General features: G+C 39.2%; 22 protein-coding genes. 6 read left to right on the top strand and 16 right to left on the bottom strand.

All coding sequences use genetic code 11. The features are described 5' to 3' along the window. Positions 1 to 184: 184 nt before the first annotated feature. From eno to rpoN, 8 genes are all read right to left on the bottom strand, one after another. A complete protein-coding gene (gene eno / locus BKP57_RS18280) occupies positions 185 to 1471 on the bottom strand; it encodes a phosphopyruvate hydratase (RefSeq protein WP_072742126.1) in 1287 nt (428 codons plus the stop codon). A 31-nt stretch (positions 1472 to 1502) separates the two neighbouring features. Continuing rightward, positions 1503 to 3041 carry a 2,3-bisphosphoglycerate-independent phosphoglycerate mutase gene (gene gpmI, locus BKP57_RS18275; protein WP_050352370.1) on the bottom strand — a complete coding sequence of 513 codons (1539 nt, stop codon included), beginning with the start codon at positions 3039 to 3041 and terminating at the stop codon, positions 1503 to 1505. Then, entirely contained in the window at positions 3038 to 3796 is a 759-nt protein-coding gene (gene tpiA, locus BKP57_RS18270) for a triose-phosphate isomerase (protein WP_050352369.1), read from the bottom strand. Before tpiA ends, gpmI begins: the two co-directional genes overlap by 4 nt. Before the next feature lie 19 nt (positions 3797 to 3815). Continuing rightward, the gene (locus BKP57_RS18265) at positions 3816 to 4997 is read right to left on the bottom strand and encodes a phosphoglycerate kinase (RefSeq protein ID WP_050352368.1); all 1182 of its coding nucleotides are present in this window, start codon (positions 4995 to 4997) and stop codon (positions 3816 to 3818) included. 349 nt (positions 4998 to 5346) lie between these two features. Further along, on the bottom strand, positions 5347 to 6354 hold the full coding sequence (gene gap, locus BKP57_RS18260) for a type I glyceraldehyde-3-phosphate dehydrogenase (RefSeq protein WP_050352367.1): 1008 nt from the start codon (positions 6352 to 6354) through the stop codon (positions 5347 to 5349). Between the two features lie 36 nt (positions 6355 to 6390). Further along, positions 6391 to 7422 carry a sugar-binding transcriptional regulator gene (locus BKP57_RS18255; protein WP_050352366.1) on the bottom strand — a complete coding sequence of 344 codons (1032 nt, stop codon included), beginning with the start codon at positions 7420 to 7422 and terminating at the stop codon, positions 6391 to 6393. Positions 7423 to 8117: 695 nt separating this feature from the next. Beyond that, positions 8118 to 8366 (bottom strand): glutaredoxin family protein, encoded by a 249-nt coding sequence (locus tag BKP57_RS18250; protein WP_232231231.1) that lies wholly within the window; start codon positions 8364 to 8366, stop codon positions 8118 to 8120. A 1-nt stretch (position 8367) separates the two neighbouring features. Continuing rightward, positions 8368 to 9654, bottom strand: a complete 1287-nt coding sequence (gene rpoN, locus BKP57_RS18245) for an RNA polymerase factor sigma-54 (RefSeq protein WP_072742125.1) — start codon at positions 9652 to 9654, stop codon at positions 8368 to 8370. Between the two features lie 396 nt (positions 9655 to 10050). On the opposite strand from rpoN, the gene BKP57_RS18240 reads away from it, so the two are divergent. Both BKP57_RS18240 and BKP57_RS18235 read left to right on the top strand, forming a co-directional pair. Beyond that, complete coding sequence (locus tag BKP57_RS18240) at positions 10051 to 10455, top strand: RNase H family protein (protein WP_050352364.1); 405 nt, start codon at positions 10051 to 10053, stop codon at positions 10453 to 10455. 167 nt (positions 10456 to 10622) lie between these two features. Further along, entirely contained in the window at positions 10623 to 11267 is a 645-nt protein-coding gene (locus tag BKP57_RS18235) for a hypothetical protein (protein ID WP_050352363.1), read from the top strand. A gap of 546 nt (positions 11268 to 11813) precedes the next feature. On the opposite strand, the gene aroD is transcribed toward BKP57_RS18235, so the two are convergent. Then, the gene (gene aroD, locus BKP57_RS18225) at positions 11814 to 12581 is read right to left on the bottom strand and encodes a type I 3-dehydroquinate dehydratase (RefSeq protein ID WP_050352362.1); all 768 of its coding nucleotides are present in this window, start codon (positions 12579 to 12581) and stop codon (positions 11814 to 11816) included. A gap of 754 nt (positions 12582 to 13335) precedes the next feature. Between aroD and BKP57_RS18220 the strand changes: the two genes are divergently transcribed. Beyond that, complete coding sequence (locus BKP57_RS18220) at positions 13336 to 13893, top strand: shikimate kinase (protein WP_050352361.1); 558 nt, start codon at positions 13336 to 13338, stop codon at positions 13891 to 13893. A 626-nt stretch (positions 13894 to 14519) separates the two neighbouring features. Here BKP57_RS18220 and BKP57_RS18215 read toward each other — a convergent pair. From BKP57_RS18215 to pxpB, 5 genes are all read right to left on the bottom strand, one after another. Next, positions 14520 to 14834: a YolD-like family protein gene (locus BKP57_RS18215; RefSeq protein WP_050352360.1), complete on the bottom strand. Its 315-nt coding sequence runs from the start codon at positions 14832 to 14834 to the stop codon at positions 14520 to 14522. Positions 14835 to 14836: 2 nt separating this feature from the next. After that, positions 14837 to 15052, bottom strand: a complete 216-nt coding sequence (locus BKP57_RS18210) for a hypothetical protein (protein ID WP_050352359.1) — start codon at positions 15050 to 15052, stop codon at positions 14837 to 14839. An 86-nt stretch (positions 15053 to 15138) separates the two neighbouring features. Further along, on the bottom strand, positions 15139 to 15387 hold the full coding sequence (locus tag BKP57_RS18205; RefSeq protein ID WP_050352358.1) for a hypothetical protein: 249 nt from the start codon (positions 15385 to 15387) through the stop codon (positions 15139 to 15141). A 516-nt stretch (positions 15388 to 15903) separates the two neighbouring features. Further along, positions 15904 to 16899, bottom strand: coding sequence for a 5-oxoprolinase subunit C family protein (locus BKP57_RS18195; RefSeq protein ID WP_050352356.1), 996 nt, complete (start codon positions 16897 to 16899; stop codon positions 15904 to 15906). Then, complete coding sequence (gene pxpB / locus BKP57_RS18190; RefSeq protein ID WP_050353510.1) at positions 16892 to 17635, bottom strand: 5-oxoprolinase subunit PxpB; 744 nt, start codon at positions 17633 to 17635, stop codon at positions 16892 to 16894. The genes BKP57_RS18195 and pxpB overlap by 8 nt, the downstream gene beginning before the upstream one ends. Before the next feature lie 641 nt (positions 17636 to 18276). On the opposite strand from pxpB, the gene BKP57_RS18185 reads away from it, so the two are divergent. The 3 genes from BKP57_RS18185 to BKP57_RS18175 all read left to right on the top strand — a co-directional run bounded on the left by BKP57_RS18185 (position 18277) and on the right by BKP57_RS18175 (position 21271). After that, positions 18277 to 19053, top strand: coding sequence for a LamB/YcsF family protein (locus BKP57_RS18185; RefSeq protein WP_050352355.1), 777 nt, complete (start codon positions 18277 to 18279; stop codon positions 19051 to 19053). 36 nt (positions 19054 to 19089) lie between these two features. Next, positions 19090 to 20286 (top strand): NRAMP family divalent metal transporter, encoded by a 1197-nt coding sequence (locus tag BKP57_RS18180; RefSeq protein WP_399479679.1) that lies wholly within the window; start codon positions 19090 to 19092, stop codon positions 20284 to 20286. A gap of 592 nt (positions 20287 to 20878) precedes the next feature. Then, positions 20879 to 21271 (top strand): stress protein, encoded by a 393-nt coding sequence (locus tag BKP57_RS18175; protein WP_156875381.1) that lies wholly within the window; start codon positions 20879 to 20881, stop codon positions 21269 to 21271. A gap of 48 nt (positions 21272 to 21319) precedes the next feature. On the opposite strand, the gene BKP57_RS18170 is transcribed toward BKP57_RS18175, so the two are convergent. Both BKP57_RS18170 and BKP57_RS18165 read right to left on the bottom strand, forming a co-directional pair. Further along, entirely contained in the window at positions 21320 to 22033 is a 714-nt protein-coding gene (locus BKP57_RS18170) for a hypothetical protein (protein WP_072742120.1), read from the bottom strand. A 123-nt stretch (positions 22034 to 22156) separates the two neighbouring features. Beyond that, the gene (locus tag BKP57_RS18165; protein WP_198035009.1) at positions 22157 to 24475 is read right to left on the bottom strand and encodes a phage tail tape measure protein; all 2319 of its coding nucleotides are present in this window, start codon (positions 24473 to 24475) and stop codon (positions 22157 to 22159) included. Between the last annotated feature and the right edge of the window lie 88 nt (positions 24476 to 24563).

Raw genomic sequence — 24563 nt, 5'->3', positions numbered from 1 at the left:
GACAAACCGATGATGACTTATCGTAGGGCGCATTTCTAAAGTCGCCTAGTTGCTGGGCTCATGCGCCGGACGTGGCTATTCAGTTATTTCGTTATCCCCAAGCACCCCATTTTATAGGTTCCTTTACAATATAAAAAACCTCCCGATTCGCTATCATACGAACGGGGAGGTCGTTATCTATTCCTTATTTATTCAAGTTGTAAAATGCTATTTTTCCAGCGTATTCACCCATGCCAGCTAATTCATCTTCAATACGTAGTAATTGATTATATTTAGCTACACGGTCGGTACGAGATGGTGCACCTGTTTTAATTTGGCCAGCATTTGTTGCTACAGCAATGTCAGCAATAGTAGCATCTTCTGTTTCACCAGAGCGGTGAGAAATAACAGCTGTGTAACCAGCGCGTTTTGCCATTTCGATAGCTTCAAATGTTTCTGTTAAAGTACCAATTTGGTTTACTTTAATAAGGATAGAGTTACCGATTCCTTGCTCAATACCTCTGGATAATTTTTCAGTATTTGTTACGAACAAGTCATCTCCAACTAATTGAACTTTTTTACCGAGACGATCTGTTAGAAGCTTGAAGCCGTCCCAGTCGTTTTCGTCTAATCCATCCTCGATAGAGACGATAGGGTATTTACTGATCATATCTTCGTACCAGTCAACCATTTCTTCAGATGTACGAACAACACCTTCACCTTTCAGGTTGTACTTACCATCTTCATAAATTTCAGAAGCGGCTACGTCCATTGCTAGTTTTACTTCTTCACCAGGCTTATAGCCGGCTGCTTCGATCGCTTCAACAATCGTTTGCAATGCTTCTTCGTTAGAAGCGAGGTTTGGAGCAAAACCACCTTCGTCACCTACAGCTGTGTTATAACCTTTTGATTTTAATACGTTTTTCAAGGAATGGAAGATTTCAGCACCTGTACGAAGTGCTTCTTGGAACGTTTCAGCTCCAACTGGCATAATCATAAATTCTTGAATGTCAACGTTGTTGTCTGCGTGCTCGCCACCATTTAAAATGTTCATCATTGGTGTTGGTAACGTTTTTGCGTTGAAACCGCCAAGGTAGTTATAAAGCGGAACTTCTAAATAACTTGCAGCAGCGTGAGCAACAGCCATCGATACACCTAGGATAGCATTAGCGCCTAATTTTCCTTTATTGTCTGTTCCATCTAGTTCAATCATTAACGCATCGATGATGTTTTGACGTGTTACATCAATTCCTAATAGTTCAGGTGCAATCACTTCGTTCACATTTTGAACTGCTTTCAAAACACCTTTACCTAGGTAGCGGCTTTTGTCGCCGTCACGTAATTCTACTGCTTCATATTCTCCAGTGGAAGCACCACTTGGAACTAATGCAGAACCAAAAGCACCTGATTCTGTGAATACTTCTACTTCAACGGTTGGGTTACCGCGAGAGTCTAATACTTCACGAGCGTAAACATCTGTAATATATGGCATTCAAATCGTCTCCTTTTTTCAAAACGTTGAGTTATTTTTTTATTAATGACTGGCCTGTCATTTCTTTTGGTTGTTCAATATCTAAGAGATCAAGCAACGTTGGGGCTAAATCTGCTAAAATGCCGCCATCACGTAAACTAATATCATCTTTTGTTACAATAACAGGAACTGGATTCGTTGTGTGAGCTGTCATTGGGTTTCCTTCTAAAGTTATGACCTCATCTGAATTACCATGGTCTGCAGTAATAATCGCATGACCACCAAGTTCGATAATTTTATCGACGATTTTTCCTAAGCATTCATCCACTGCTTCGATTGCCTTTATCGTTGGCTCCAATTTACCAGAATGTCCAACCATATCTGGGTTGGCGAAATTCAGGATAATCGCGTTACGATCCCCAGTTTCGAGTTCATTTAGCAACGCGTCCGTCACTTCATAAGCACTCATCTCTGGTTTTAAGTCGTACGTCGCTACCTTTGGTGAATCAATTAGGATTCGTTTTTCACCTGGAAATTCTGCTTCACGCCCACCACTCATAAAATACGTTACGTGAGGGTATTTCTCTGTTTCAGCAATTCTTAGCTGTTTCATATCATGCTGTGCTAAAACTTCTCCAACCGTATTATCTAAATTAACCGGCTCATAAGCAACATAGCCGTTTACCGTTTCGCTAAAGTTAGTTAGCATAACAAAATCTAAGTTTTTTGGAACTTTGTCTCCACGGTCAAAATCATGAAAATCTTCATTGGCAAAAGTACGTGAGATTTGAATGGCACGATCTGGGCGGAAGTTGTAAAAAATAATCGAATCTCCATCTTCTACAGTTCCAACTGGGTCGCCAGCTTCATTCGTAATAACGGATGGGATAACGAACTCATCATAGATTTCGCTAGCATAGGATTCGTCAATAACGGCAAACGGATCGGTATATTTTGGTCCTTTTCCGTATACCATGGCGTCATATGCTTTTTTCACGCGATCCCAACGCTTGTCTCGATCCATGGAATAGTAACGTCCGGATATGGTTGCAATTTGACCAACTCCGTACTCCGCTATCTTATCCTGTGTTTGTTGGATATAGGTTTTAGCTGTTTGTGGACCAACATCTCGTCCGTCTAGAAACGCATGAATGTACACTTTTTCTAAGCCTTGTTCTTTCGCAAGCTTCAATAGCGCAAATAAGTGATTGATGTGACTGTGTACACCACCATCTGAAAGCAAGCCAAAAATGTGTAGAGCTTTATCATTATTTTTTGCATGTTGCATCGATTTTATAAACGCTTCTTTTTCAAAGAATTCGCCTTTTTTAATCGATAAGTTAACACGTGTTAGGCTTTGATACACAATTCTACCAGCGCCAATATTCAAGTGGCCGACTTCAGAATTACCCATTTGTCCTTCTGGCAAGCCAACAGCTTCACCACAGGCTGTTAGCTGGCTATGAGCATACTGATTCCAATAGCGGTCAAAATTCGGTTTGTTGGCCTGTTTCACTGCATTACCTTTGACTTCATCACGAATCGCAAAGCCATCTAAGATGATTAATGCCGCTAATTTATTTTGTTTCATTTTGCACCTGCCTCCACTAATTGCAAGAATGAATCTGGTTCAAGGCTAGCTCCACCAACTAATGCACCATCAATATCGGATTGAGCCAATAGTTCTTCTACGTTTGCAGGCTTGACACTGCCACCGTACTGAATAATAACCTTGTCTGCTGTTTCTTTAGATGTAAGTTTTGCAATAACCTCACGGATATGCGTACAAACTTCATTTGCTTGTTCACTAGTCGCTGTTTTTCCAGTACCAATTGCCCAAATAGGCTCATAGGCGACAATGGTATTGGCAACTTGCTCTTCGCTTAACCCTTCTAGTGCTTTTGTAACTTGCATTTCCACATGATCCATTGTTTCATTTGCTTCACGCTGTTCTAGCGTTTCGCCAACACAGACAATAGGTGTTAGTTGGTGCTTAAATGCAGCATGCACTTTCTTATTCACTGTTTCATCTGTTTCATTATAATATTCTCTACGCTCAGAATGCCCTAATACCACATAGGTAACACCTAAATCTGCAAGCATTTCCGGGCTTACTTCGCCTGTATATGCACCACTTTCTTCATAATGCATTGTTTGGGCAGCGACTTTCAATTTCGTATCTTTTGTCTTTTCCACAAGCTGAGCTAAGAAAGGAAATGGGGCACAAACGATCGCCTCTACCTTTTCTGACTGAGGTAGCTTTGATTTCACCTCATCGACAAACTGATTCGCATCGTTTGCTAGCTTGTTCATTTTCCAGTTTCCAGCAATTACTTTTTTGCGCATCGTCTCACCTCATACCATTTTATTTATCTGTTAATGCAGCAACACCTGGAAGAACTTTACCTTCCATAAATTCTAAAGATGCTCCTCCACCAGTAGATACATGATCCATTTTATCACTTAGACCAAATTTTTCCACAGCAGCTGCAGAATCTCCACCGCCAATTACGGTATATCCTTCTGTTTTTGCTAATGCATCAGCAACTGCTTTTGTTCCATTAGCAAAAGCATCCATTTCAAAAACTCCCATTGGACCATTCCAAATAATTAATTTAGAGTTAGCAACAATTTCTGCATATTTCTCAGCTGTTTTAGGACCGATATCCAACGCTTCCCAGTCAGCTGGAATTTGATCGATATCTACTTCTTTTTTATCGGCATCTTCAGCAAATTTGTCCGCTACAACAGCGTCAATTGGAAGCACAAATTCGACACCTTTATCTTTTGCTTTTTGCATAAACTGTTTGGCAAGGTCAATTTTGTCTTCTTCTAATAATGAATTACCAACTTCATAGCCTTGTGCTTTAATAAAAGTATAGGCTAAGCCACCACCAATAATAAGGTGGTCTACTTTTTCAAGTAAATTATCGATAACATCAATTTTATCTTTTACTTTCGCCCCACCAATAATAGCTGTAAATGGACGTTTAGGATTTTCTAATGCTTGACCTAAAACAGATAGTTCCTTTTCCATTAAAAATCCAGCAGCGGCAGGAAGCTTTTCTGCTACACCAGTTGTTGAAGCATGAGCTCGGTGAGCTGCACCGAATGCATCATTCACATAAACATCCGCCAGATCAGCAAATGCTTGTGACAATGCTTCATCATTCTTTTCTTCACCAGCTTCAAAGCGGACGTTTTCGATTAAAACGATATCGCCTTCGCCTACCTTGGCAATTGCTTCATGGACTTCTTGACCATATACTGCATCTGTTTTTACGACTTCTTTACCGATTAAATCACTTAATCGTTTTGCTACAGGATCTAGGCGTAACTCTTCTACAACTTTTCCTTTAGGACGACCAAGATGACTTGCTAAAATGATGATCGCACCTTGATTAGATAAATATTCAATGGTAGGTAAGGCAGCTCTGATTCTTGTATCATCTGTTACCTCACCATCTTTCATCGGTACGTTAAAATCGACGCGGCAAAAAACTTTTTTTCCTTTAACATCAAGATCTTTTACTGACAGTTTATTCATGTTCTTCTGCCTCCTATATTCAGGATATGTAATTATCCCAACATAACGAATGATAGCTACCAAGAAATGAAACATTCTAAAGAGGTCGTTCTTGCTTGTTGCTTCACTCTTAGATTAGCAAAGAAATTTCTTTCATGCCAATTCATAAGATAAAGGGACATTGCTTGTTCTTTTGACTATAAAGCAGAACTGGTTAGAAAATCTCTAGATAAGTTCTAACTCTCCTAGCCCTAGCATACATTATACTAGATCCCCTTTCTCCGATCAGCAGCTTATGAAATGCATTAAACTCCTTAAAAACAAGGAAAAAGGAGGAGGATTATTCATGCTCCTCCCCCGCTATTTTTTCTTATAGTCCTTTGTTGTTCATTAGTACTGCTAAATCAACACAGCGAGCAGAATAACCCATTTCATTATCGTACCAAGAAATAACTTTTACTAGGTTATCTTCTAAAACAATTGTAGATAAGCCATCTACAATAGAAGAGTGCTGGTTACCTAAAATATCTGAAGATACAAGTGGTGCTTCACTGTATTCAAGAATTCCTTTTAATTCACCTTCAGCAGCTTCTTTTAATGCAGCATTGATTTCTTCTGCTGTTACATTTTTCTCTAATTCAGCAACAAGGTCTACTAAAGAACCGTCTGGAGTAGGAACACGTACTGCGCCACCATTTAACTTACCATTTAATTCTGGTAAAACTTTTCCAACTGCTTTAGCAGCACCAGTTGTTGTCGGGATAATGTTTTGTGCTGCTGCACGAGCACGACGATAATCTTTATGTGGCAAATCAAGGATTTGCTGATCATTTGTATAAGAGTGAATTGTAGTCATTAGACCGCGTTTAATACCAAAGTTATCATGTAAAACCTTAGCATATGGCGCTAAACAGTTTGTTGTACAAGAAGCATTAGATACAACATGATGTTTTGCTGGATCATATTCTTTATCGTTAACACCCATTACTACTGTTAAGTCTTCATTTTTACCAGGTGCAGAAATAATTACCTTTTTCGCACCAGCGTCAATATGCTTTTGTGCATCTTCTCTATTTGTAAAACGTCCCGTAGATTCCATTACAATTTCTACACCAAGTTTGTCCCAGCCTAATTGAGCAGGGTCTCTTTCAGACATTACTTTGATTTCTTTTCCACCAACAACAATATTTGAACCATTTACAGAAACCTCTTCTTCCAAAATACCATGGATAGAGTCATACTTTAGTAAATGAGCTAGCATATTAGCATCGGTTAAGTCATTGATTGCAACTACTTCTACATCATCATTTTGTAGAGCAAGGCGAAATACAAGACGTCCTATTCTACCAAAACCATTAATTCCTACTTTTACTGCCATTATAATTCCTCCTAAAAATGAATTAATAATTTATATTTAAAGGGAGGATGCTCCCCTTAAAATCTCTTCTGCGGCTGCTTCATCGGTGATTAGCAGCTCTGTTTTTGCTCGCTTAAAATACGAAGCAATTGCTTGCGCTTTAGAGCGCCCACCTGCAATGGTAATAACATAAGGGATTTGCTTTAAATCTTCCAGCTGTATTCCAACTGTACGCACCTTATGTACAACATTACCCTTTTTGTCGAAATAATAACCAAAAGCTTCACTTACCGCCTGATGCTCGCGCAATTTTTCCACAATATCCTCTGGTGTTTTTCTCCGATACGCCATTGTGAGCGCATCGCCAATTCCATGCATCACAACCGTTGCCGTTTTTATCTGCGATAATGTTTCATTCACGCTTGGCTCCTGGATGATCATTTGATAAGCTGATTCGCTTAATGGATCAGGAACATACAGCAAGCGATAATCGCCATGTGCTTTGCGAGCCATTTCAGCCGCAATCGTATTAGCCTGGTTTTCTACCTTTTCACCAATACCGCCTCGTGCCGGGACAAAAAGCGTATTATTGCTCTGTTCAAATGGCGTCATCATAGCTGCTATTGCAGCCATTGTGGTTCCACCAGTTACAGCAATCGTTGGTTGTTCACCAATCATGGTTTTTAAGCTTGCCACACAAGCCTTCCCCATTTCCTGTTTAACCCATTCATGCTCATCGCTATTTCCAGGGACAACGATAACGTTACGGATAGATAACGCATCCTTTAGTTTGTTTTCCAACGCACGCAAGTCCATTATCTCACTCATAAATGCACCTAACTGTTCTAGGATTAATTTACCCTCTTTTGTAATAAACATACCTTTCGCAGTTATTTGAATTAAATCTTGTGACTGCAAAAGTTCGATTTCTCCTCGTACAGTTCGTTCGGTCACATTTGTGTTTTCAGCTAGTCCCCTTCGACCTATTGGCTCTAACAGATCAATGGTGCGCAGCATCGCATAGCGCCGTTGCATTACTTCCAGCATATCAGGTAGTAATCTTTTTTGTAGTTGAATTAAATTTCTCATTCTAAGGACTCCTTCACCTGGACCTTTGAAGTCCCGGGTGGATATATTACGTCCCGGAAGCTGCAAAAAAAATTTTTCCTTGCTTTATGTTATCTCGCTTACATGTATATTATACCAAATATATATAATTACACAACCAATATAATGTTAACATTATGTGAAGCGGATTGAAAGCAGATTAGATTTAGCTATGCCGCGTTAATATGTATAAAATAAAACTGCTGCCAATAGTACTTTTATGCCCAATATTATTATGGATCCATAGGAAGATCATAAGTTTATGCTTTTGTAAGTCTTTCCTTTATTAATGTTTGCAGCATTGTTGTTGTTTGGCAAGTCTACTTTCTCACAGTTTTGAATGTCTCCATTAAGATATGTCATCTGCTGAAATCAGCCCCAATTTCTAACATTTTCGAAAAATAGATACCTAACCTTATCACTTTTTTGAAAAACAATGAAGTTAGTTAGCGGCATTTATCAAATTATTCCTTCATAACTGTTTGTTATTACAAGGGCAAAAACGTTTTAAGTGCCATTTTCAGTGCTAGAAAGATTGCTTACCTTTTGTGAAGCTAACCATGCATTCTTAGAAATTGCTCTAAGACAGCGCTTTACACTTATAACGTTCTAGTTACTACTTCACAACTTTCTCTTCTGACTTCACGTCCTCAAAAGCAGGCCAGCCCCCCCTGCTTTTACTTGCGCGCATATTGCTCCAGAAATTTTTTCAATGATTCCCAACTTAGCTGAGAGGCGTCTAGTATTTCGCCATTAACTTGAATGCAGGGGATTATTAATTGATATTGTTCCAACCATTGGTCATTGGTGTATATATCCCGTTCTTCCACTTGTAATCCGTATTCATCTTGAAACATTTCCAGCATCCATTTTGCCTCATCACATAGGGGACAGGCAGTTTTCGTATAAAAATATACCGTTATCAAACTATCGCTCCTTTCTTTTTGTTGATGATGGTATTTGCATTTGTTCTCTGTATTTCATGACCGTACGCCTTGCAATTGTAATATCATAATGATCCGCTAATAATCTCCGTATTTTTTCATCAGAAAAAGGCTTACGCTTATCTTCGTTATCTATAAGGTCAACGATAAATTTTTTAACAGCAGATGCAGCAGCCTTTGTACCATTTGTTTGTTTAATTCCAGTTTGTAAAAAGAAATTTAATGGTAAAATTCCAGTTGGAGTTTGTACGTACTTTTGAGCGATAGCGCGGCTTATCGTTGACACATGGAGTTCCAATTCGTCTGCAATATCTTTTAATGTTAATGATTGCAGCATATGAGCTCCATGTTCAAAAAACAGGGATTGCTTTTCAATGATGCATTGTATAACACGTTCTAACGTGTTACTCCGATAGGCAATTGCTTTTTTCACCATTTCTACCTGTGTCTGTTTTTCCTTAATGTATTTCTCCGTTTCCTTGCCGATCCCCTTCATATGATAATAATCATCGTTAATTGTTAGCTTAGGCGCACTCCAAGAATAAAATGATAAATGCCATTTTCCGTTCTCTTTATAAATAGAAGCTTCGGGAATAATATAATGGTCTATTTTCGTATCTAGCAAATGTCCCGGTTTTGGGTGACATGTTTTAATTTGGTCAAACAATTCTTTCACATATGCAGGACTTTTTTCGTAATGGGTCGCTACTGCCTCAACATCTTCTTCAGCTACCCATTCTAAATAATTGTTCAATAAATCGTTTACAAACGGAACTTCTTCAGACGGAATATTTAATTGTAAAACGATACATTCGCTTAAGGTCCTTGCTCCTATACCAGCTGGTTCCAAAGATTGGATGAACTTTAATGCTTGCTCCACCTTCTCCACAGTAGTCTGACACTGCTCAGCCCATAGTAGCAGATCAATATCTAGGTAACCGCTTTCATTGATGGAATCAATACCAAATAAAACAATCGGTCTCATTCCCTCTGGTATGTTCAACGTATATAACTGCTTCTTTAAATGATCATACATGCTTAACTCGTTTGCATTTATTTCTCCTGGAGCTATTGTATTATCCGTAGAAGATCGATACGGAATATTCGCATCATCATAGTTTATCTCTTCAATGAGCGGGTTTTCTTTTTCTAGTTCTTTTAAATAATCGACTAGCTCAGTACTGGAAAATTGCAATATTTGAATAGACTGCATCAAGGATTGATTCATTTTCCATTGTAACACTTGCTCATTAACAAGCTGTAACTTCATGACTATCCCCTACTTTCTTCCCTTTCTTTTATTTTGCCATAAAAACGAATTTCCTTCTAGAGAATGTTATTCAAAAAGACTTGCTATAAAGTAGATCTTCAACCAGAATAGGGGTTCTTTCATCCCCCACTGATGGTTAGTACAGTAATGGTATGACTAAAGGTCTCTTATGAAAAAGGGCATTTAGGTCTATTATCTCACAATTAGACTTGTTAAAGTACAGATATTCTACTCTCGAAGCAGATGTCATACTGCACCTGATATGCAGGATAAAAAGAAAATAATGTAAGTCAGCAAATTCTTATATCATCTTGCATTCTTCACCTTCCATATCATTAGCGTGTTGTTCTATATCCGTATATGCTATAATCGGCATACATATAAGGAGGTACAAGCATGATAGAGGTATACACAGACGGGGCATCTAATGGAGACCCCGGACCTAGCGGAGCCGGTATTTATATCAAGCAAGGACATAACCAGTACAATTATACCTTCTTTTTAGGTAATCTTTCTAACCATGAAGCTGAATTTCATGCTGTTATCCAAGCTTTAATTATCTGTAAAGAAAAATTCCCAAATGAAATCTTATCATTTCGCGCCGATTCCAAAATCGTTGTTGAAACAATTGAGAAGAATTATACAAAAAACAAAGCGTTTATCCCGTTGTTACAAACAATCCATGAGCATTCTTCTCACTTTCCTCACTTTTTTATTAAATGGATTCCTGAAAAACAAAATATGCACGCAGATAAATTAGCTCGACAAGCGATTCGAAACCACCATTCAAAAATTAGATAAAGTGCCATATTCAAGCACGACTTTTTCTATACTTATAAGAACAAGAATAAAGACTGGCATCTGTGACATATTGCTGACGCAGCTTTCATCCTTTTGACTAGAAAAAGCTGCTGTTTGATTGGATATATCCGCATATTAATCACGGGTAGTGCTAAGGAGTGTTTACTTTGGGCCCTGATGAAATATCCGCTTTAGTTCATAGTATAAAAATAAAAACAGAAAAGCATAAATTTATCATTGAATCTATGTCTCCTGCCTTGAAACTTATAGGCAGCGGTCGAAGTGCAGTAGTATGTAAAATGGAAGAAACAGATAAAGTGCTTAAAGTATTTCCTACAGGTTATGAACATATCGCACGAGAAGAAGCTTCTGTTTATCAACAGCTAAAGGGATGTTCTTTGTTTCCAAAAATGTATGCATTTGGCACTAATTATCTTGTGCTTGATTACATTCCTGGTGTCACTTTATATGATTGCTTAATGAAAGGGATACCGTTCACGAAGAAGCATATTCAAGAAGCAGATCAAGCATTTGCCTACGCAAAGCAGCAAGGACTAAATCCCGCTGATGTTCACTTAAGAAATATTATTCTTACACCAACAGGAATGGTCAAAGTTATCGATGTTGCCAGATTTAGGCAAACGAAGCACGACCAGCAGTGGGAGGATATTAAACGTATTCTTGATTCTGTATATTTTAAAAAATATACTCCTAAAAAAATACCGCGTTTTATTTTGGAGGGCATTGCAGCATTATATAAGAGCAGACTTACACAACGATGGCTCGATCGTTGGCACCATCGAACAAATTAAGCAGATTGTTAGGTGAATAATTCACTACTTAGCTGACAGTTAAATGCTTACGTAGGGGCCTCTTGGGAAGAGAGCTCTTGCTCGCTTTTTTCTTTATAAAGCCATTCAAGATAGTTGGAGAAATTTATTACTAAAATGTAAGATTATGTTATCTTAAAGAAATAGGGGGGAAATGAGGGCTAGAAAATTAGGAGAATTATTGAGTTTGTTATTGTTTTCTTTTATAGTAAGTTATCTTTTATCATCAGCGTTCAATAAGTATGGACTCGAAACCAATACCATTTTAAGCTCTTTTTTCATTGTGGCATCTACTGTTGCGAGCATAGAGTTCATCTATAAATTTTTTCTATCCAAGAAAAAAGCAAAATGGTAGTTAATTAAAAAAGCAACAAATGATGGATTTTTCAGTAGCACACATTAGAATCCGGAATGTTGAAGCATTATTTAGTTTGCAATAATGCTTCAGCATTTTTATATAATCCTTACCAGAAGAAGAAAGAGCTTGCTATAACAAGAATGATTAATAACATTGACCTGTTTCCTATTTTATTTCTGTAAATAACGATGCATCATTTGAAGTAAATTTTTTAATTCTGTAGCCGATAGTTGTCCTGGAGCCGAAGCTTGCATCCCCGAGCCAAAAGAAGCTGCTGAACCTACCAGCTCACCGCCAATCCTGCTTAAGATACCTAAAGGCCCCATAGCTATAGTAATAAATGGTTTTTGTGCATAAGTTGCCTTCATTTTTGCTGCTACTTGTAGCAGGCGTAGGACATCTTCTGCATCGCGAGGCATTACTGCCAGCTTCGCAATATCTGCTCCTGCATCTTGCATCCCCTTGAGACGTGATAACATATCATCGTTCGTTGGGGTAGTTTGAAAATCATGATTCGATAATATAACCATAACATGGCGTTTGCTTGCTTGTCGTACTAATTTATCTCGAATCTTTTTTTCTGTAAAGAATTCAATATCAATTAAATCGATAAGTCCAGATTCTATCGCTTGGTTCAACAGCTGATCATAGTATTCCAGAGTTACTTCTTTCTGTCCCCCTTCTTTATAAGTTCGAAATGTAAAAAGTAAAGGTACATCTTCTATCAAGGGTCTTATTTGAGCTAACACACGGAGAATTTCTTCCAGATTATCTCCAGCTGATAAAGCATCTGCACGCCATTCCATCATATCAGGCTTCTCCCGTTTGGCTTCTGTTATTTCCTGTTTAATCTCTTGTAATGTTGCCCCCATGATTGGAACAATAATTTTTGGCATGCCTTCTCCTATATGTACATCTTTCACTGTGACCGTCTCCATGTTTTTCTCTCCTTTATGTTATTTTTAATTAACATATGATTTCCACAACGCTTATTACAAACTTTCTAGCCTAAACACCATGTCTGGTCTCATTTCGTGTACACTGTCTATTTATATTAAAATCATCATTGTGATCCTTTGCTTTCATTGATACCTTATTATAATAGCAATAGGTAGGATTGCCAACTAGATATTTTTTCAAGTGCAAGTCTCTATTTTTTCGCTTATAATGAATAAAATAAGATGAACCAGTAGCCTTTCTTTTATCAAAATTAAACAGAAGGCATTGAACCAACATGCTGAAAGAGCTTTTTGCGTGTGATAGATTGCTATTCGATATTTTAGTCGGGGTTGAACATTAAGATCTTGTCACTAGCAAGGTTTTATATGGGTCTGAAAATAGCTCTTCTCCTACTTACAATGCTAGCTCCAAAGAAAGATTTACTTGTTCTATCAATCCGAAACATCGGACATGTGAATACCACTGTCTCTTGCTCACTTAGATTCTCCTTCCTCTTTGAAGCGAGAGCCCGCGGTACCCTTTACTCGTATAAAGTGAATCTTCAATCAGTGGGGGTTTTCATTCATCCCCCACGGCTTGTTAGTGCCGTAATGGTATGACCTATCGGGCATTTAGGTGCTGTTATCTCCCCTTAGACTTGTTGCTGTACAGATTACCTAACTCCTGAAATGGGAGTCTTACAACACCTTATATACGGGGTAAAAATGCAGATAATTAGAAAGAGGTTAACTAATGTGTACTAAAATTCCTTTACGTCAAAAAAGTATTGTTTTAATTGGATTTATGGGGGTTGGTAAAACATCCATCGGAAAGGCAGTAGCCGCAAAGCTGTATCGGGATTTTATCGATGCAGACCAGGTTATTGAAGAAGCTTTTGGAATGGATACAACAGAAATTTTTCAAACATATGGTGAACAAGTATTCAGAAAAAAGGAGAAGGAAATTATTCATGAACTCTGTAAGCAAAAGTTAAAAATCATCTCTTTAGGCGGAGGGGCTTTTCTTCAAGAGGAAATTAGAAACATCTGCCTGCAAAAGTGTATTGTTTTTTATCTTGATTTGTCATGGGATTCCTGGAAGGACCGGATTAGTTTACTTATTGACAGCAGACCGGTGTTACAGGGAAAAAGCTTAACTGAAATCAAACAGTTATTTCTTGAGCGTAAAGCTATTTACCAAACTCATCATTCGACTGTACAAACAGATGCACTAATGATTGAAGAAGTTGCAGAATATATTGTAGAAGCTTTAAAAACTGCCTGGGACATTTATGAACCACAAGCTAAATAATAGGAGTTTTCTTCTACCTTATACGAATGAAGGTAGAAATAATTTAATCTCGGATAATCACGGGTTATCGTGTGCTAATAATCTTCCTTGTAAATACAGAGAAGTACTTTTCTATACACGATACGTCACTTACGTGCATTCTTCTTGAAAAACTTTTTTGTAAATTGCTGCCTAAGTTTTACTGTCCTGCCGTCAGAGGAAACTAGAGGATGTCAGCCCCCGCTTCCATTTCTTCTAGCGCTTGAAGCGGCAGCCTGCAGGCATGCGATAAAGTGAATCTTCAAGCCGTGGGGTTTTCTTGCATCCCCCACGGCTTGTTAGTAGCCCAAGGGTATGGCCTAAGGCTTTTACGAAATAGGGCATTAGGTGCAGTTCTGTTATCACCCAATTTGACTTTTTGCTGTACAGATTATCCAACTCCTGAAGTCAGAGTCTTACAGCACCTTATATACGGGATGAAGTGAAGACCAATCAGTGAGGACTTCCATCCTTAGACTATTAATTAAACAGAATCACGTATGTGACTTACAATAAATGTTGCGCTTATCATCTTGGTTACAACACCTAAAAAGGAAGAGCAGGTTTACATACGGGACAAAAAAGTTCAACTTCCTTCTATGAAAAATCTAATTTATCCATATATCCAGCACCTGCTCCCGTTTAATTACTTTATCTGATTGCAAGCAAAGATGATCACGATTAACGTGTTTTAGTTTTCCTTTACTGGTTAAATAATCACGCCCATTATAATACTTAATTTCAACAGTGAGATCCTGGTGAATAGCAGTTTGCAATTGAAGATCTAACTCTGCAAGCTTTTGTTCATCCAAAATAGGCATTTCTTTATCCTCTAGTCTTTTCCACATATCTTGAAGTAAATCTACATGCTCTGGCAGCATCATAGATGTCCACTTTATAGAGCCTCGATCATATACACGCATTGTTATGCACTACCCTTTCTTTGGTTTCGACCACAGGAAAGGATGTGGCTATATTTAAACCTACGAACCTGTTTGCGATAGAAACAAAATGCTATAAAGGAATCTTCCTGTATATCTATTACCCGTACGAATCGTTGTGTTACTTGATTGTTATGATCCATATAAAACAAGATCAGCTTTTGCTTATTCTCCTTCGACCACTGTAAGATGTGCTTCATAATACAGCCTCCCATAGGAACGTTTGTTCTTATTATACCACAAAAACCGAACATGTATACGTATTTTTTTCGGTAATTTTTTCATATTACTCTTGCGCATCCATTTCTTGCATTTCTTTGGTTAACGTTGTCCAAGAAAGTGCTTCTCGTACAATGGAGTTGATTTTTTCATGAATGACCTCTTCACCATATGCTTGTTTAGCTGCTTCAATTTGCTCCACTACATCATCAGTAAATTGGATTAGCGGCACATCAGGTTCCAAATTATTGTATAGTTCAATGAAGGTATCCAGCGCTTTATCAAATTGTTTACTTTCTATTTCTGTAGCTTTCATATACATCACCTATCTTAGTTTGCCCTAAAATCAATTGAACAAACACCATACATCCAATATCAATTTAGATAGGCTGATACGTTTCAGGTAATAATCTTACTTCAGATAAGCGAAAACTCTTAGGATTGAATTTTGGAGTAAATATGAAAGCAATAACGTACCTGTCTTTGCTATCAAACAACGGATGATACAGCTTAAATCGTACACAAGTTAGAGGAAAATGATTATGAACAAAGGCGCAGGGCGCCCGTTTAGCAACGTAGCGAATGGAACGAATCAACTAAAGATAAAGGAATCATGCCCCTACAAACAGGGGTATGCCGACGTCTGGGCGGCAAGCCCGTTTTTAGTTGGCCTTCCTCTTAGAGGCGAACCGATGATGCCTTATCGTAGGGCGCATTTCTAAAGTCACCTAGTTGCTGAGCTCATGCGCCGGACGTGACTAGTCGGTTATTTCGTTATCCACAAGCACTCATTTTATCGTTTTCCATACAATAAAATAAGCAAGCTACTTTCTCAGTAACTCGCTTTTATTTCAATCTGAATTGCAATTTGCTGCAATATATGTTCATTTTGCAATAATATTGTTTCCGCTTCCTCCAAATCAACTTTTTGAAAAAGAACGGAAGTATTCGGTTGCAACTGAGCAAGGGTAGATAAGTCAGCTGTGATTACTTGAGCAATTTTGGGATAGCCCCCCGTTGTTTGCCTGTCTGCCATTAAAATAATTGGCTGACCATTCGCAGGAACCTGTACCGTTCCATATGTAACTGCTTCAGAAAACATATCCATTTTTTCGGTTAATGCAAGAGAAGGACCGGCTAAACGATAGCCCATTCGATCTGCTTGTGTAGTAATTGTATAGGGTTCACTAAAAAATGCTTGCTTACTTGCTTCATCAAAACGGTCATATTCACTTCCTTTTAAAACACGGATGGACGGGTTCCGATGAAAACGAATAAGCGGGTAAGGATTGACAGACCATGAATAAGGCTCTGAAGATAATGCTAATTTCTGTGCCAACGCTTCTGCTATGTAGCTCCAATTACCAGATGTCAAGCCATCTCCCCGTTGCAAAGTTCTCCCATAAAGCCCTCCTATACCTGCTCGAACGTATGTGCTTTTACTTCTCATGACTTTCGGTACCTGTATCCCTCCAGCGAAAGCAACATAAGCCCGACAACCTTTTACAGCAAATTTGAATTGTAAAACAGATCCTTTACTTATCAGAATAGGGCGCCACATAGGAACTGGTTTTCCATCAATATGGGGCATGAGATCACCCCCCGTAATAGCAATTAAAGCGGTCTTCTGAAATTGCAACGTCGCTCCAGATAAAGTCATTTCGATTGTAGCTTCTTCCTCCTTATTTCCCACGAGTAAATTCGCAATACGTAAAGCGTAAAAATCCATTGCTCCACTAACGATCACACCATATTTCTGATACCCAAATCGTCCAATATCTTGAATAGTTGTATATAAACCTGGCTCAAGAACGCATACACTATTCATTCTTCCTTCCCCCCTGTTCATATTGCTGATACTCTTCCTGAGATATGGATAGAAATTGAATGGTATCACCGGCTTTTAATAATGATGGCGGCACTTGATCAGGCAGAAACAGCTCCATTGGAGTACGACCAATAATTTGCCAGCCGCCTGGCGTTTCTAAAGTGTATACACCTGTTTGCTCACCGGCAATCCCAACAGAACCTGGTGCAATGGCTAAACGAGGTGTGCTTTTTCGAGGAGTAGCAATTTGTTTGCTCATCCCACCAATAAAAGGGAACCCAGGTGCAAAACCGATCATATAAACCAAATATTCTTTTTCTGTGTGAATACGGATGACATCCTCTATAGATAGATTATTATATTGTGCTACATAGTCTAAGTCTGGTCCGTATTCATCTCCATAGAGGACAGGAATGACAATTTTTCTTCCAGTAAATCGTTTCTGATCATCTAATTGATGTAATAAACCTTTTATATAATGACGTACGATTTGAAAAGGAGATACGGATGTGCGAAAGGATTGAGATTGGTATACCAAATAAGGATTATAATAAACGGCTACATTAAGGTAAGCTGGCACACATTCTATAAATCCATTAAAGGGATTATCTTCTAATAACGTTGAAAAACACATAATTCTCTGATGCACGATCGGACTTGGCTCATTTCCCAACTGTACAACAAGAGCGGAATCATTAATCGATCTGATCTCTGCTCCAGTTGATAAATGATTCATTTCATCACCTGCTTTGTTCCATTTTTCGAAATAATGATACAAAATATGAACTTCTACAAATTATACGGCTTAAGAAATTGATACGTCAAGATACGGATGATATTTTTAGCATCTTAGACACTTCTCCACTAAAGTTTGCGAAGAATTTCTCATATTATCTTATATGAACGTGCTTAGAACATGGATTCATTTGAAAGACAATATAAAATGAAGCATAATTCAGGAGTTTTTCCTTCTTGAAATAATAGAATAGGTTTGGACGATAGGCGACTTAGAAAAAGAATCGCTCTCTTTCAAGAACGATGTGCCGCTAACGCAATTTTTATTGATCTTGAAAAAAGATTTTTTCCGGCGTATCACGCCTCCTGCTATCAACATCCAATCGCCAAACAAATGGGGAAACTAAATGCCGCTTAGACTTCTGTGTATCTCATTCCATTCTTGAAGCAAGAGCTTTACAGCATCTCATATCCAGAAGAAAAAAGATTTCCGTCTTTTCCGATTTGTAAAATAACATTCTTCCCAATCTGAAAATTTTATGCTAACATGACCATATATTTATATCAACGTTCCCTATCTAGGAACTAATACGCTTATTTTAAAAAAAGGTGCGAAAATATTGAAATGAGGTAGGAGAAAAAATGCTTCAGGTAGATTTAAATTGTGATATGGGAGAAAGCTTCGGACGATACAAGCTAAGTGAACAAAAAGACATTCTAACCTATGTTTCATCCGCCAACATCGCTTGCGGCTTTCATGCTGGAGACCCAACCGTAATGCGAGAAACGGTGCAACTTGCGATTGAAAATGACGTCAAAATTGGTGCGCACCCTGGTCTACCAGATTTAAATGGATTCGGAAGGCGAGAAATGGCTATTACAGCTCAGCAGGCATACGATATAGTTGTGTATCAAATTGGTGCATTGAACGGTTTCTTAGCCTCATTTAACGAGCGAATGCAGCATGTAAAGCCTCATGGCGCTTTGTACAATATGGCAGCGAACGATCAGGAACTGGCTACAGCCATTGCTCAAGCAATATATGATATCTCTCCCCGATTAGTACTGTATGCCCTATCCGGCAGTGAACTAGCAAAAGCTGGGGAGAAAATGGGTTTACCTACTGCCCATGAAGTATTTGCGGATCGTACATATCAATCAGATGGTACACTGACATCGCGCAAGGAAAACAATGCATTAATTACAGATCGCGAACAAGCGGTATCGCAAGTAATTAAAATGGTAACGGAAGGTAAAGTTATTTCCACACAAAAGATTGCCGTTCCTTTAAAAGCAGATACTATTTGTATTCATGGCGATGGCGAGCATGCTGTTGACTTTGCTGCCTATATAACCGATTCGTTTCAAAAACATAACATCCAAATTGCTGCAATCCAAAAGGGAGAAGGAAACAAATAAATGTCCCCACAGAAGAAAAAACAGAAACCGGAGCAAATAAGCCAAGAGAAAAAAACAAGCAGAAGTGTTCTTCTTGGAGCAGCATTTTTAATGGCAACATCCTCTATAGGACCAGGTTTTTTAACACAAACTACTGTGTTTACTCAACAGTTAGCAGCTAGTTTTGCCTTTGTTATTTTAATTTCATTGTTATTAGATGTCTTTGCACAAATAAATGTTTGGCGTATTATTGCTGTAACCGGACTACGTGGTCAAGAAATAGCTAATAAAGTTCTACCTGGACTAGGTGTAATCTTAGCAATACTAATTGTTCTAGGTGGGCTTGCCTTTAATATAGGGAACATTGCAGGCGCAGGTCTTGGTTTAAATGCTATGCTAGGGTTGAACCCCATTCATGGAGCAATGATAAGTGCCATTTTTGCTATTTTGATTTTTACAATAAAGGAAGCGAGCAAGGCGATGGATAAAGTCGTTCAAATTGCAGGCTTTATCATGATACTTTTAATGCTTTATGTTGCTTTTAAAACCTTTCCCCCTGTTGGAGAAGTGATCATAAATACGGTAAAACCTGAAGAAATAAGTATCTATGCCATCATTACCCTAGTCGGTGGAACTGTTGGTGGTTATATCACCTTTGCAGGGGGACACCGTTTGTTAGATGCAGGAATTAAAGGAAAAAACAACTTACCACTTGTGACCAAAAGTTCGATTACTGGAATAGCAGTTACAGGCGTTATGCGTGTAGCACTATTTCTAGCGGTTCTCGGCGTTATCTCACAAGGACTAACTATTAATCCAACCAATCCTCCCGCTTCCGTTTTTCAACTAGCAGTCGGTGATATCGGCTATCGACTATTTGGTGTTATTATGTGGGCAGCTGCTATTACCTCTGTGGTCGGAGCCGCCTACACATCCGTTTCGTTTATTCGTTCTTTTAGTCCATTTATTGAAAAATATCATAATTGGATTACAATTCTATTTATCATCATTTCTACAACAACATTTACCTTCATTGGAGAGCCAGTGCAAATGCTTGTTTTAGTCGGAGCATTAAATGCACTTATCTTGCCACTTGCTCTAGGGACTATATTAGTAGCTGCAAATATGAAGAAAATGGTTGGTACATATAAGCATCCACTATGGTTAACTGTAACAGGCAGCATCGTTGTGATTATGATGGGTTTCTTAGGCATTATAACGCTGATTGAACAAATTCCATTAATTTTCCAATAAAGTGAATCTTCAATCAGCGGGGGTTTTCTTTCATCATTGTTAGTGCCATAATGATATGTCCATAAGTCCTCTTACGAAATAGGGCATTTAGGTGCTGATATCTCCCACTTAGACTTGTTGTAGTATGGAAAGTGGAAGTTATACAGCACCTTATGCGGGATAAAGCCTGAGAATCTGCATTCCATCATGGCTTTTGGCACTTATACAAAAAAATCCACTTTAACATGGAATAAGCAACCTCCTCGAGGGCTTTTTCCTTAAGCTAAAGCGGATTTTTATCGTTTTAGCACGCCCGGAGGGATTTGAACCCCCGACTCACGGTACCGGAAACCGTCTTGTTCAACGACTAAACTCGAAACCCTTACGCAGACCTTGCGTAAGCTTTAGCGATGAATCAAACGGTTAAATTCGAGTCTTATGTTACTAATTACGCTCGTTTAATTTTACTTAATTGTACGCAATCCCTCGTAAAATTGCAAGCGGCAACTCTCCGATAATATTGTATGGAAATAGTGTCTATTAACTGGTAGTATGTAGCTATAAAAGAAGAAAAGGGGAGTTATAGTTGAAAAGATTAATAACCTTACTTTTAATGATAGCGTTTACTGTGGTTTTAACTGCTTGCGGAGGAGATGAAGCTACTGCAGACGATGTTATCAAAGCATTCAAGGACGCAGGCTTAGAAGCCGAAGAACCTACGGAGATGACAAAAGATGATTACGGAGTAGCACCGATGAAATCTGATGAGGGGCTTAGATTTTTGGTTCCGTCTATTGCGGAAGGTGCTGGGGGGCGGGTTATTACATACAGTAACCAAGACGACCTCGACGAAATGAAGGAATATTACGATTCTCTTGGGGAAGAAAGCGCAATGTTATTTTCATGGACGGCGAAAAGTGGAAACGTATTGTTGCAAATAAATGGCGATCTTGAAGAAGATAAGTTTAACGAATATAAAAAAGCGTTAGAGTCGGTTACAAAATAACGCAACTACGGACAGCCCGGAAATTACTCCGCAAGCTGTCCGTAGTTGCTACTCTTTAAACTCGTCGCGCATGAAGAACGAATCTGCTACATGCTCGTAGTCTTGGTCGAGGAAATTATCGTAGTTTATCTTTTCGAACGTTTCGCGTTTTAGTATAACTTTAGCGATAATGTCGTCCGAAGTATTGCCGTACTTATCTATCGCCCCTAACTGCCAAAATAAGCCGACCTCTGCGACTCTATCGTCTTTAAAAAGACTCTGAAATACGTCAGACGACTTCATTAGAATGCCTCTACCGATCATTTTTAGAGTGAAGTTATCATCCGCGTTTAAGTATAAGTTGACGACTCTATCTTTGTCGTTATCCTCGGTGAATACGTAATCAATTAAACTCACCTTATCTATACGCTTTTTATCTGTATTTGATTCGTCTCCTATCTCGTCATTTACTGTCTTGATAACCCATTCTTCTAAATCGTCTGTAGAAGGTTTTTTCTCTTTTTCTTTCTTTTTAACTTCTTCCGCGTTCTCTTCCCTTTCCTTTAATTCCTTTTCTCGTTCTTTAGTTTCAGCATTTCTCTCTTCTTCTTTCTCGGACATTATTTCGTCCATATCTACCGCGCCAGTAGCTAAACCGACAGACGTTACTAATATAGACAGTACAACAATAATTACGGAAGGTACTACGGTAACACCGACAAAAACTACTCCTATCTTTTTTATACTTGATAGACTTTTAAACCACTCTCTTACTTTGTTCATTCAACATCCCCTTCTTGTCGCCTAGTTAAATTCACCTAATTTATAAGTATTTTCGCATAATAACCTATTTTTGGCAAAAAAAGAGGACGCCCCACAACGGGAACGCCCTCGCTTACTTACGCTTTACCATTGTAATCCCGGACCAGACCTAAAACTCTGTCTTCTTCTTTTCTCCCGAGCAATTTCTTCACTTACCGTCGGAGTTACAGCCCTACCTACAGCACGTTTATCCATCTCAATTATTATATTACGCTGATTATACAACTCCTTACGCATTCCTTTAATCTCGTCCTTCATCTCGTAAAACACGTCATTCCCACCGCCTGCGCCACTCGCACTCAACTCGGCTTGTAGCCTTGCTGTAGCTGTGTGAGTATGTGCGCGTATTTGTCCGGTGTCGAAGCCGGCTAGTTTCGGCTGTTCGGGCGTGGCTGCTTGGGAAATTCTTTCTGCCATTTTTTGGATTGACCGTATCTCTGCGTCCATACCTTCGATTAAACCTTTACCGATCATTTTACCGACTTCATCACGCATTACTCGGGACGGCGAATTAATGTCAAAATAATCAAGTAGCGTATTTTTAATGTCATTACCTACGGACTTAGCCGCTTCTACAGCTCCATCTGCCATACTGGAAATACCTTCGATAAAGCCACCGATTACGTCCTTACCGATTTCCATTAAATCGATGTTTTTGAAGAAATCCTCAATATTGTGCCAAATATCTTCCCCGATACCTTTTATCGCTTCCCAAGCGCCTTCCCAATCTCCTCTTAGCAAAGACATTCCTGCGTCTATAAGACCGACGACAATATCAATCGCCGAACCTACTACAGTCTCAATTACGCCCCAAGCTACTTCAACAATCGCAGATATTTGCGGCCAGACGATCTGAAAAATCCCTTTAATGAACGACATTGCTCCCGACACTGTGGCTTTAATTATTCCGAATCCACCTTTTACTCCGGCAACTATCGCCGATCCGTGTTCGTCCCAAAGCGCTTGAAACTTCGCTAATTGCTCGCCCGCAAACGACACTACGTGGCTAACTACCGTGCTGATGATCTCGCGAATAAACTCAAAAGCGACCTGTACTCCTGTCTTAATTGCTTCCCAAACGGCGTTTACCGTATTTTTAAACCAATCGAACTCGTTATAAGCCCATACGACTATGCCAATTATTGCGGTTATTGCGGCGATCACTCCACCAACTATGGCGATAATTTTAGCTAACACAACCGACGTTAAGCCCACAGCAGCAGCTACCGCTGTAAACCCAATTATCATTTGTCCGACAATTGCAACAACTATTCCGATCCCTGCGGCTAGTGCGGCTAAGATAGTTCCGATGATAACGCCGAACGAAATAAACATCTGAAACGTCTGATTAGTGTTTGCAAACCATTCCGCTAACCTTCCAATTGCTTCGATGACTGGTGATATACCTTCAATCATTAGGCTTAACGCTTCCATTAACGGCGTTCCAATTAATATAGCGATATCTTGTATCTTGTTCCACAAAACCTCGGCTTTTGAGGCAAACGTTTCGTATCTCTTAGCCGCTTCTTCGGTTAACGCACTGTTTTCCTGCCAAGCTGAGGTACCTGTTTTTAATGCCTCGCTAAATACGTTAGTAGCTTCAGATGCCCTTAAAAGCGAGTCCCTCACGACAATCTCGTTAAGTCCGAGATCTTTTAACATGCCGATCGTGTTACCGCCTTCTTGATTCATCGTATCTAGTCCTTTAAGAAACGCTAAAACTGCCCCCGCAGCGTCTTTTTCAAACGCTTTTGCAAACTCGTCGGTAGACATTCCGGCTACTTTTGAAAAGTTTTTGAGTGAGTCTCCGCCTTCCATAATCGCAGATTTCATGTTCAGGAACACACGCGAGAACGCGCTACCTCCGGCTTCTGCCGTAAAACCTAAGCTGGACAAAGACGCCGCAAAGGACATAATTTCCGCCTGTGACAGCCCGATCTGATTACCTGCACCTGCTAATCGCATCGCCATTTCGGTAATTTCGCTTTCCGTGGTTGCGAAGTTATTACCGAGATCTACGATAACCGCTCCTAAACGATCAGCGTCACTTAATGACATGCCAGTAATATTCGCAAACCGCGCAATTGCAGTTGCCGCTTCTTCCGCGGATAGGTTGGTCGTATTACCGAGGTCAACCATCGTCCGTGTAAAGCCGAGTAAATCCTTCTTTTTAACTCCTAACTGTCCTGATACTTCTGCGACCTTTGCTATTTCCGTAGTGCTAGCCGGGATTTCTTTCGCCATGTTGCGAATTCCTTTTGCCAAACCGTCAAAATCTTTTTGTGAACCTGAAAGCACCTTCTCAACTCCGGCGAACGCACTTTCAAAATCACTGGCAGCTTTAACTGTCGCCCCAATCGCTACCACTCCGCCTGTTGCAATTGCACCAAACGTAGTAGCCATCGATGTACCTATCGTACTCATTCGGTTGCCGAATTGCTCTAACGACCTTGTTGCACGCTGCAAATTTCGCTGGTAGTCGGAAATGTCC

This window comes from Virgibacillus sp. 6R (assembly GCF_001895305.1).
Lineage (GTDB): Bacteria > Bacillota > Bacilli > Bacillales > Amphibacillaceae > Virgibacillus > Virgibacillus pantothenticus.
This window is presented reverse-complemented; position numbering and strand designations above follow the sequence as displayed.

What these genes read in the sequence shown, in the direction of transcription:
- eno (WP_072742126.1), bottom strand. Translation starts at nt 1,471, where the DNA reads ATGCCATATATTACAGATGTTTACGCTCGTGAAGTATTAGACTCTCGC.
- gpmI (WP_050352370.1), bottom strand. Translation starts at nt 3,041, where the DNA reads ATGAAACAAAATAAATTAGCGGCATTAATCATCTTAGATGGCTTTGCG.
- tpiA (WP_050352369.1), bottom strand. Translation starts at nt 3,796, where the DNA reads ATGCGCAAAAAAGTAATTGCTGGAAACTGGAAAATGAACAAGCTAGCA.
- BKP57_RS18265 (WP_050352368.1), bottom strand. Translation starts at nt 4,997, where the DNA reads ATGAATAAACTGTCAGTAAAAGATCTTGATGTTAAAGGAAAAAAAGTT.
- gap (WP_050352367.1), bottom strand. Translation starts at nt 6,354, where the DNA reads ATGGCAGTAAAAGTAGGAATTAATGGTTTTGGTAGAATAGGACGTCTT.
- BKP57_RS18255 (WP_050352366.1), bottom strand. Translation starts at nt 7,422, where the DNA reads ATGAGAAATTTAATTCAACTACAAAAAAGATTACTACCTGATATGCTG.
- rpoN (WP_072742125.1), bottom strand. Translation starts at nt 9,654, where the DNA reads ATGAAGTTACAGCTTGTTAATGAGCAAGTGTTACAATGGAAAATGAAT.
- BKP57_RS18240 (WP_050352364.1), top strand. Translation starts at nt 10,051, where the DNA reads ATGATAGAGGTATACACAGACGGGGCATCTAATGGAGACCCCGGACCT.
- aroD (WP_050352362.1), bottom strand. Translation starts at nt 12,581, where the DNA reads ATGGAGACGGTCACAGTGAAAGATGTACATATAGGAGAAGGCATGCCA.
- BKP57_RS18220 (WP_050352361.1), top strand. Translation starts at nt 13,336, where the DNA reads ATGTGTACTAAAATTCCTTTACGTCAAAAAAGTATTGTTTTAATTGGA.
- BKP57_RS18215 (WP_050352360.1), bottom strand. Translation starts at nt 14,834, where the DNA reads ATGCGTGTATATGATCGAGGCTCTATAAAGTGGACATCTATGATGCTG.
- BKP57_RS18210 (WP_050352359.1), bottom strand. Translation starts at nt 15,052, where the DNA reads ATGAAGCACATCTTACAGTGGTCGAAGGAGAATAAGCAAAAGCTGATC.
- BKP57_RS18205 (WP_050352358.1), bottom strand. Translation starts at nt 15,387, where the DNA reads ATGAAAGCTACAGAAATAGAAAGTAAACAATTTGATAAAGCGCTGGAT.
- BKP57_RS18195 (WP_050352356.1), bottom strand. Translation starts at nt 16,899, where the DNA reads ATGAATAGTGTATGCGTTCTTGAGCCAGGTTTATATACAACTATTCAA.
- pxpB (WP_050353510.1), bottom strand. Translation starts at nt 17,635, where the DNA reads ATGAATCATTTATCAACTGGAGCAGAGATCAGATCGATTAATGATTCC.
- BKP57_RS18185 (WP_050352355.1), top strand. Translation starts at nt 18,277, where the DNA reads ATGCTTCAGGTAGATTTAAATTGTGATATGGGAGAAAGCTTCGGACGA.
- BKP57_RS18175 (WP_156875381.1), top strand. Translation starts at nt 20,879, where the DNA reads ATGATAGCGTTTACTGTGGTTTTAACTGCTTGCGGAGGAGATGAAGCT.
- BKP57_RS18170 (WP_072742120.1), bottom strand. Translation starts at nt 22,033, where the DNA reads ATGAACAAAGTAAGAGAGTGGTTTAAAAGTCTATCAAGTATAAAAAAG.
- BKP57_RS18165 (WP_198035009.1), bottom strand. Translation starts at nt 24,475, where the DNA reads ATGGCTACTACGTTTGGTGCAATTGCAACAGGCGGAGTGGTAGCGATT.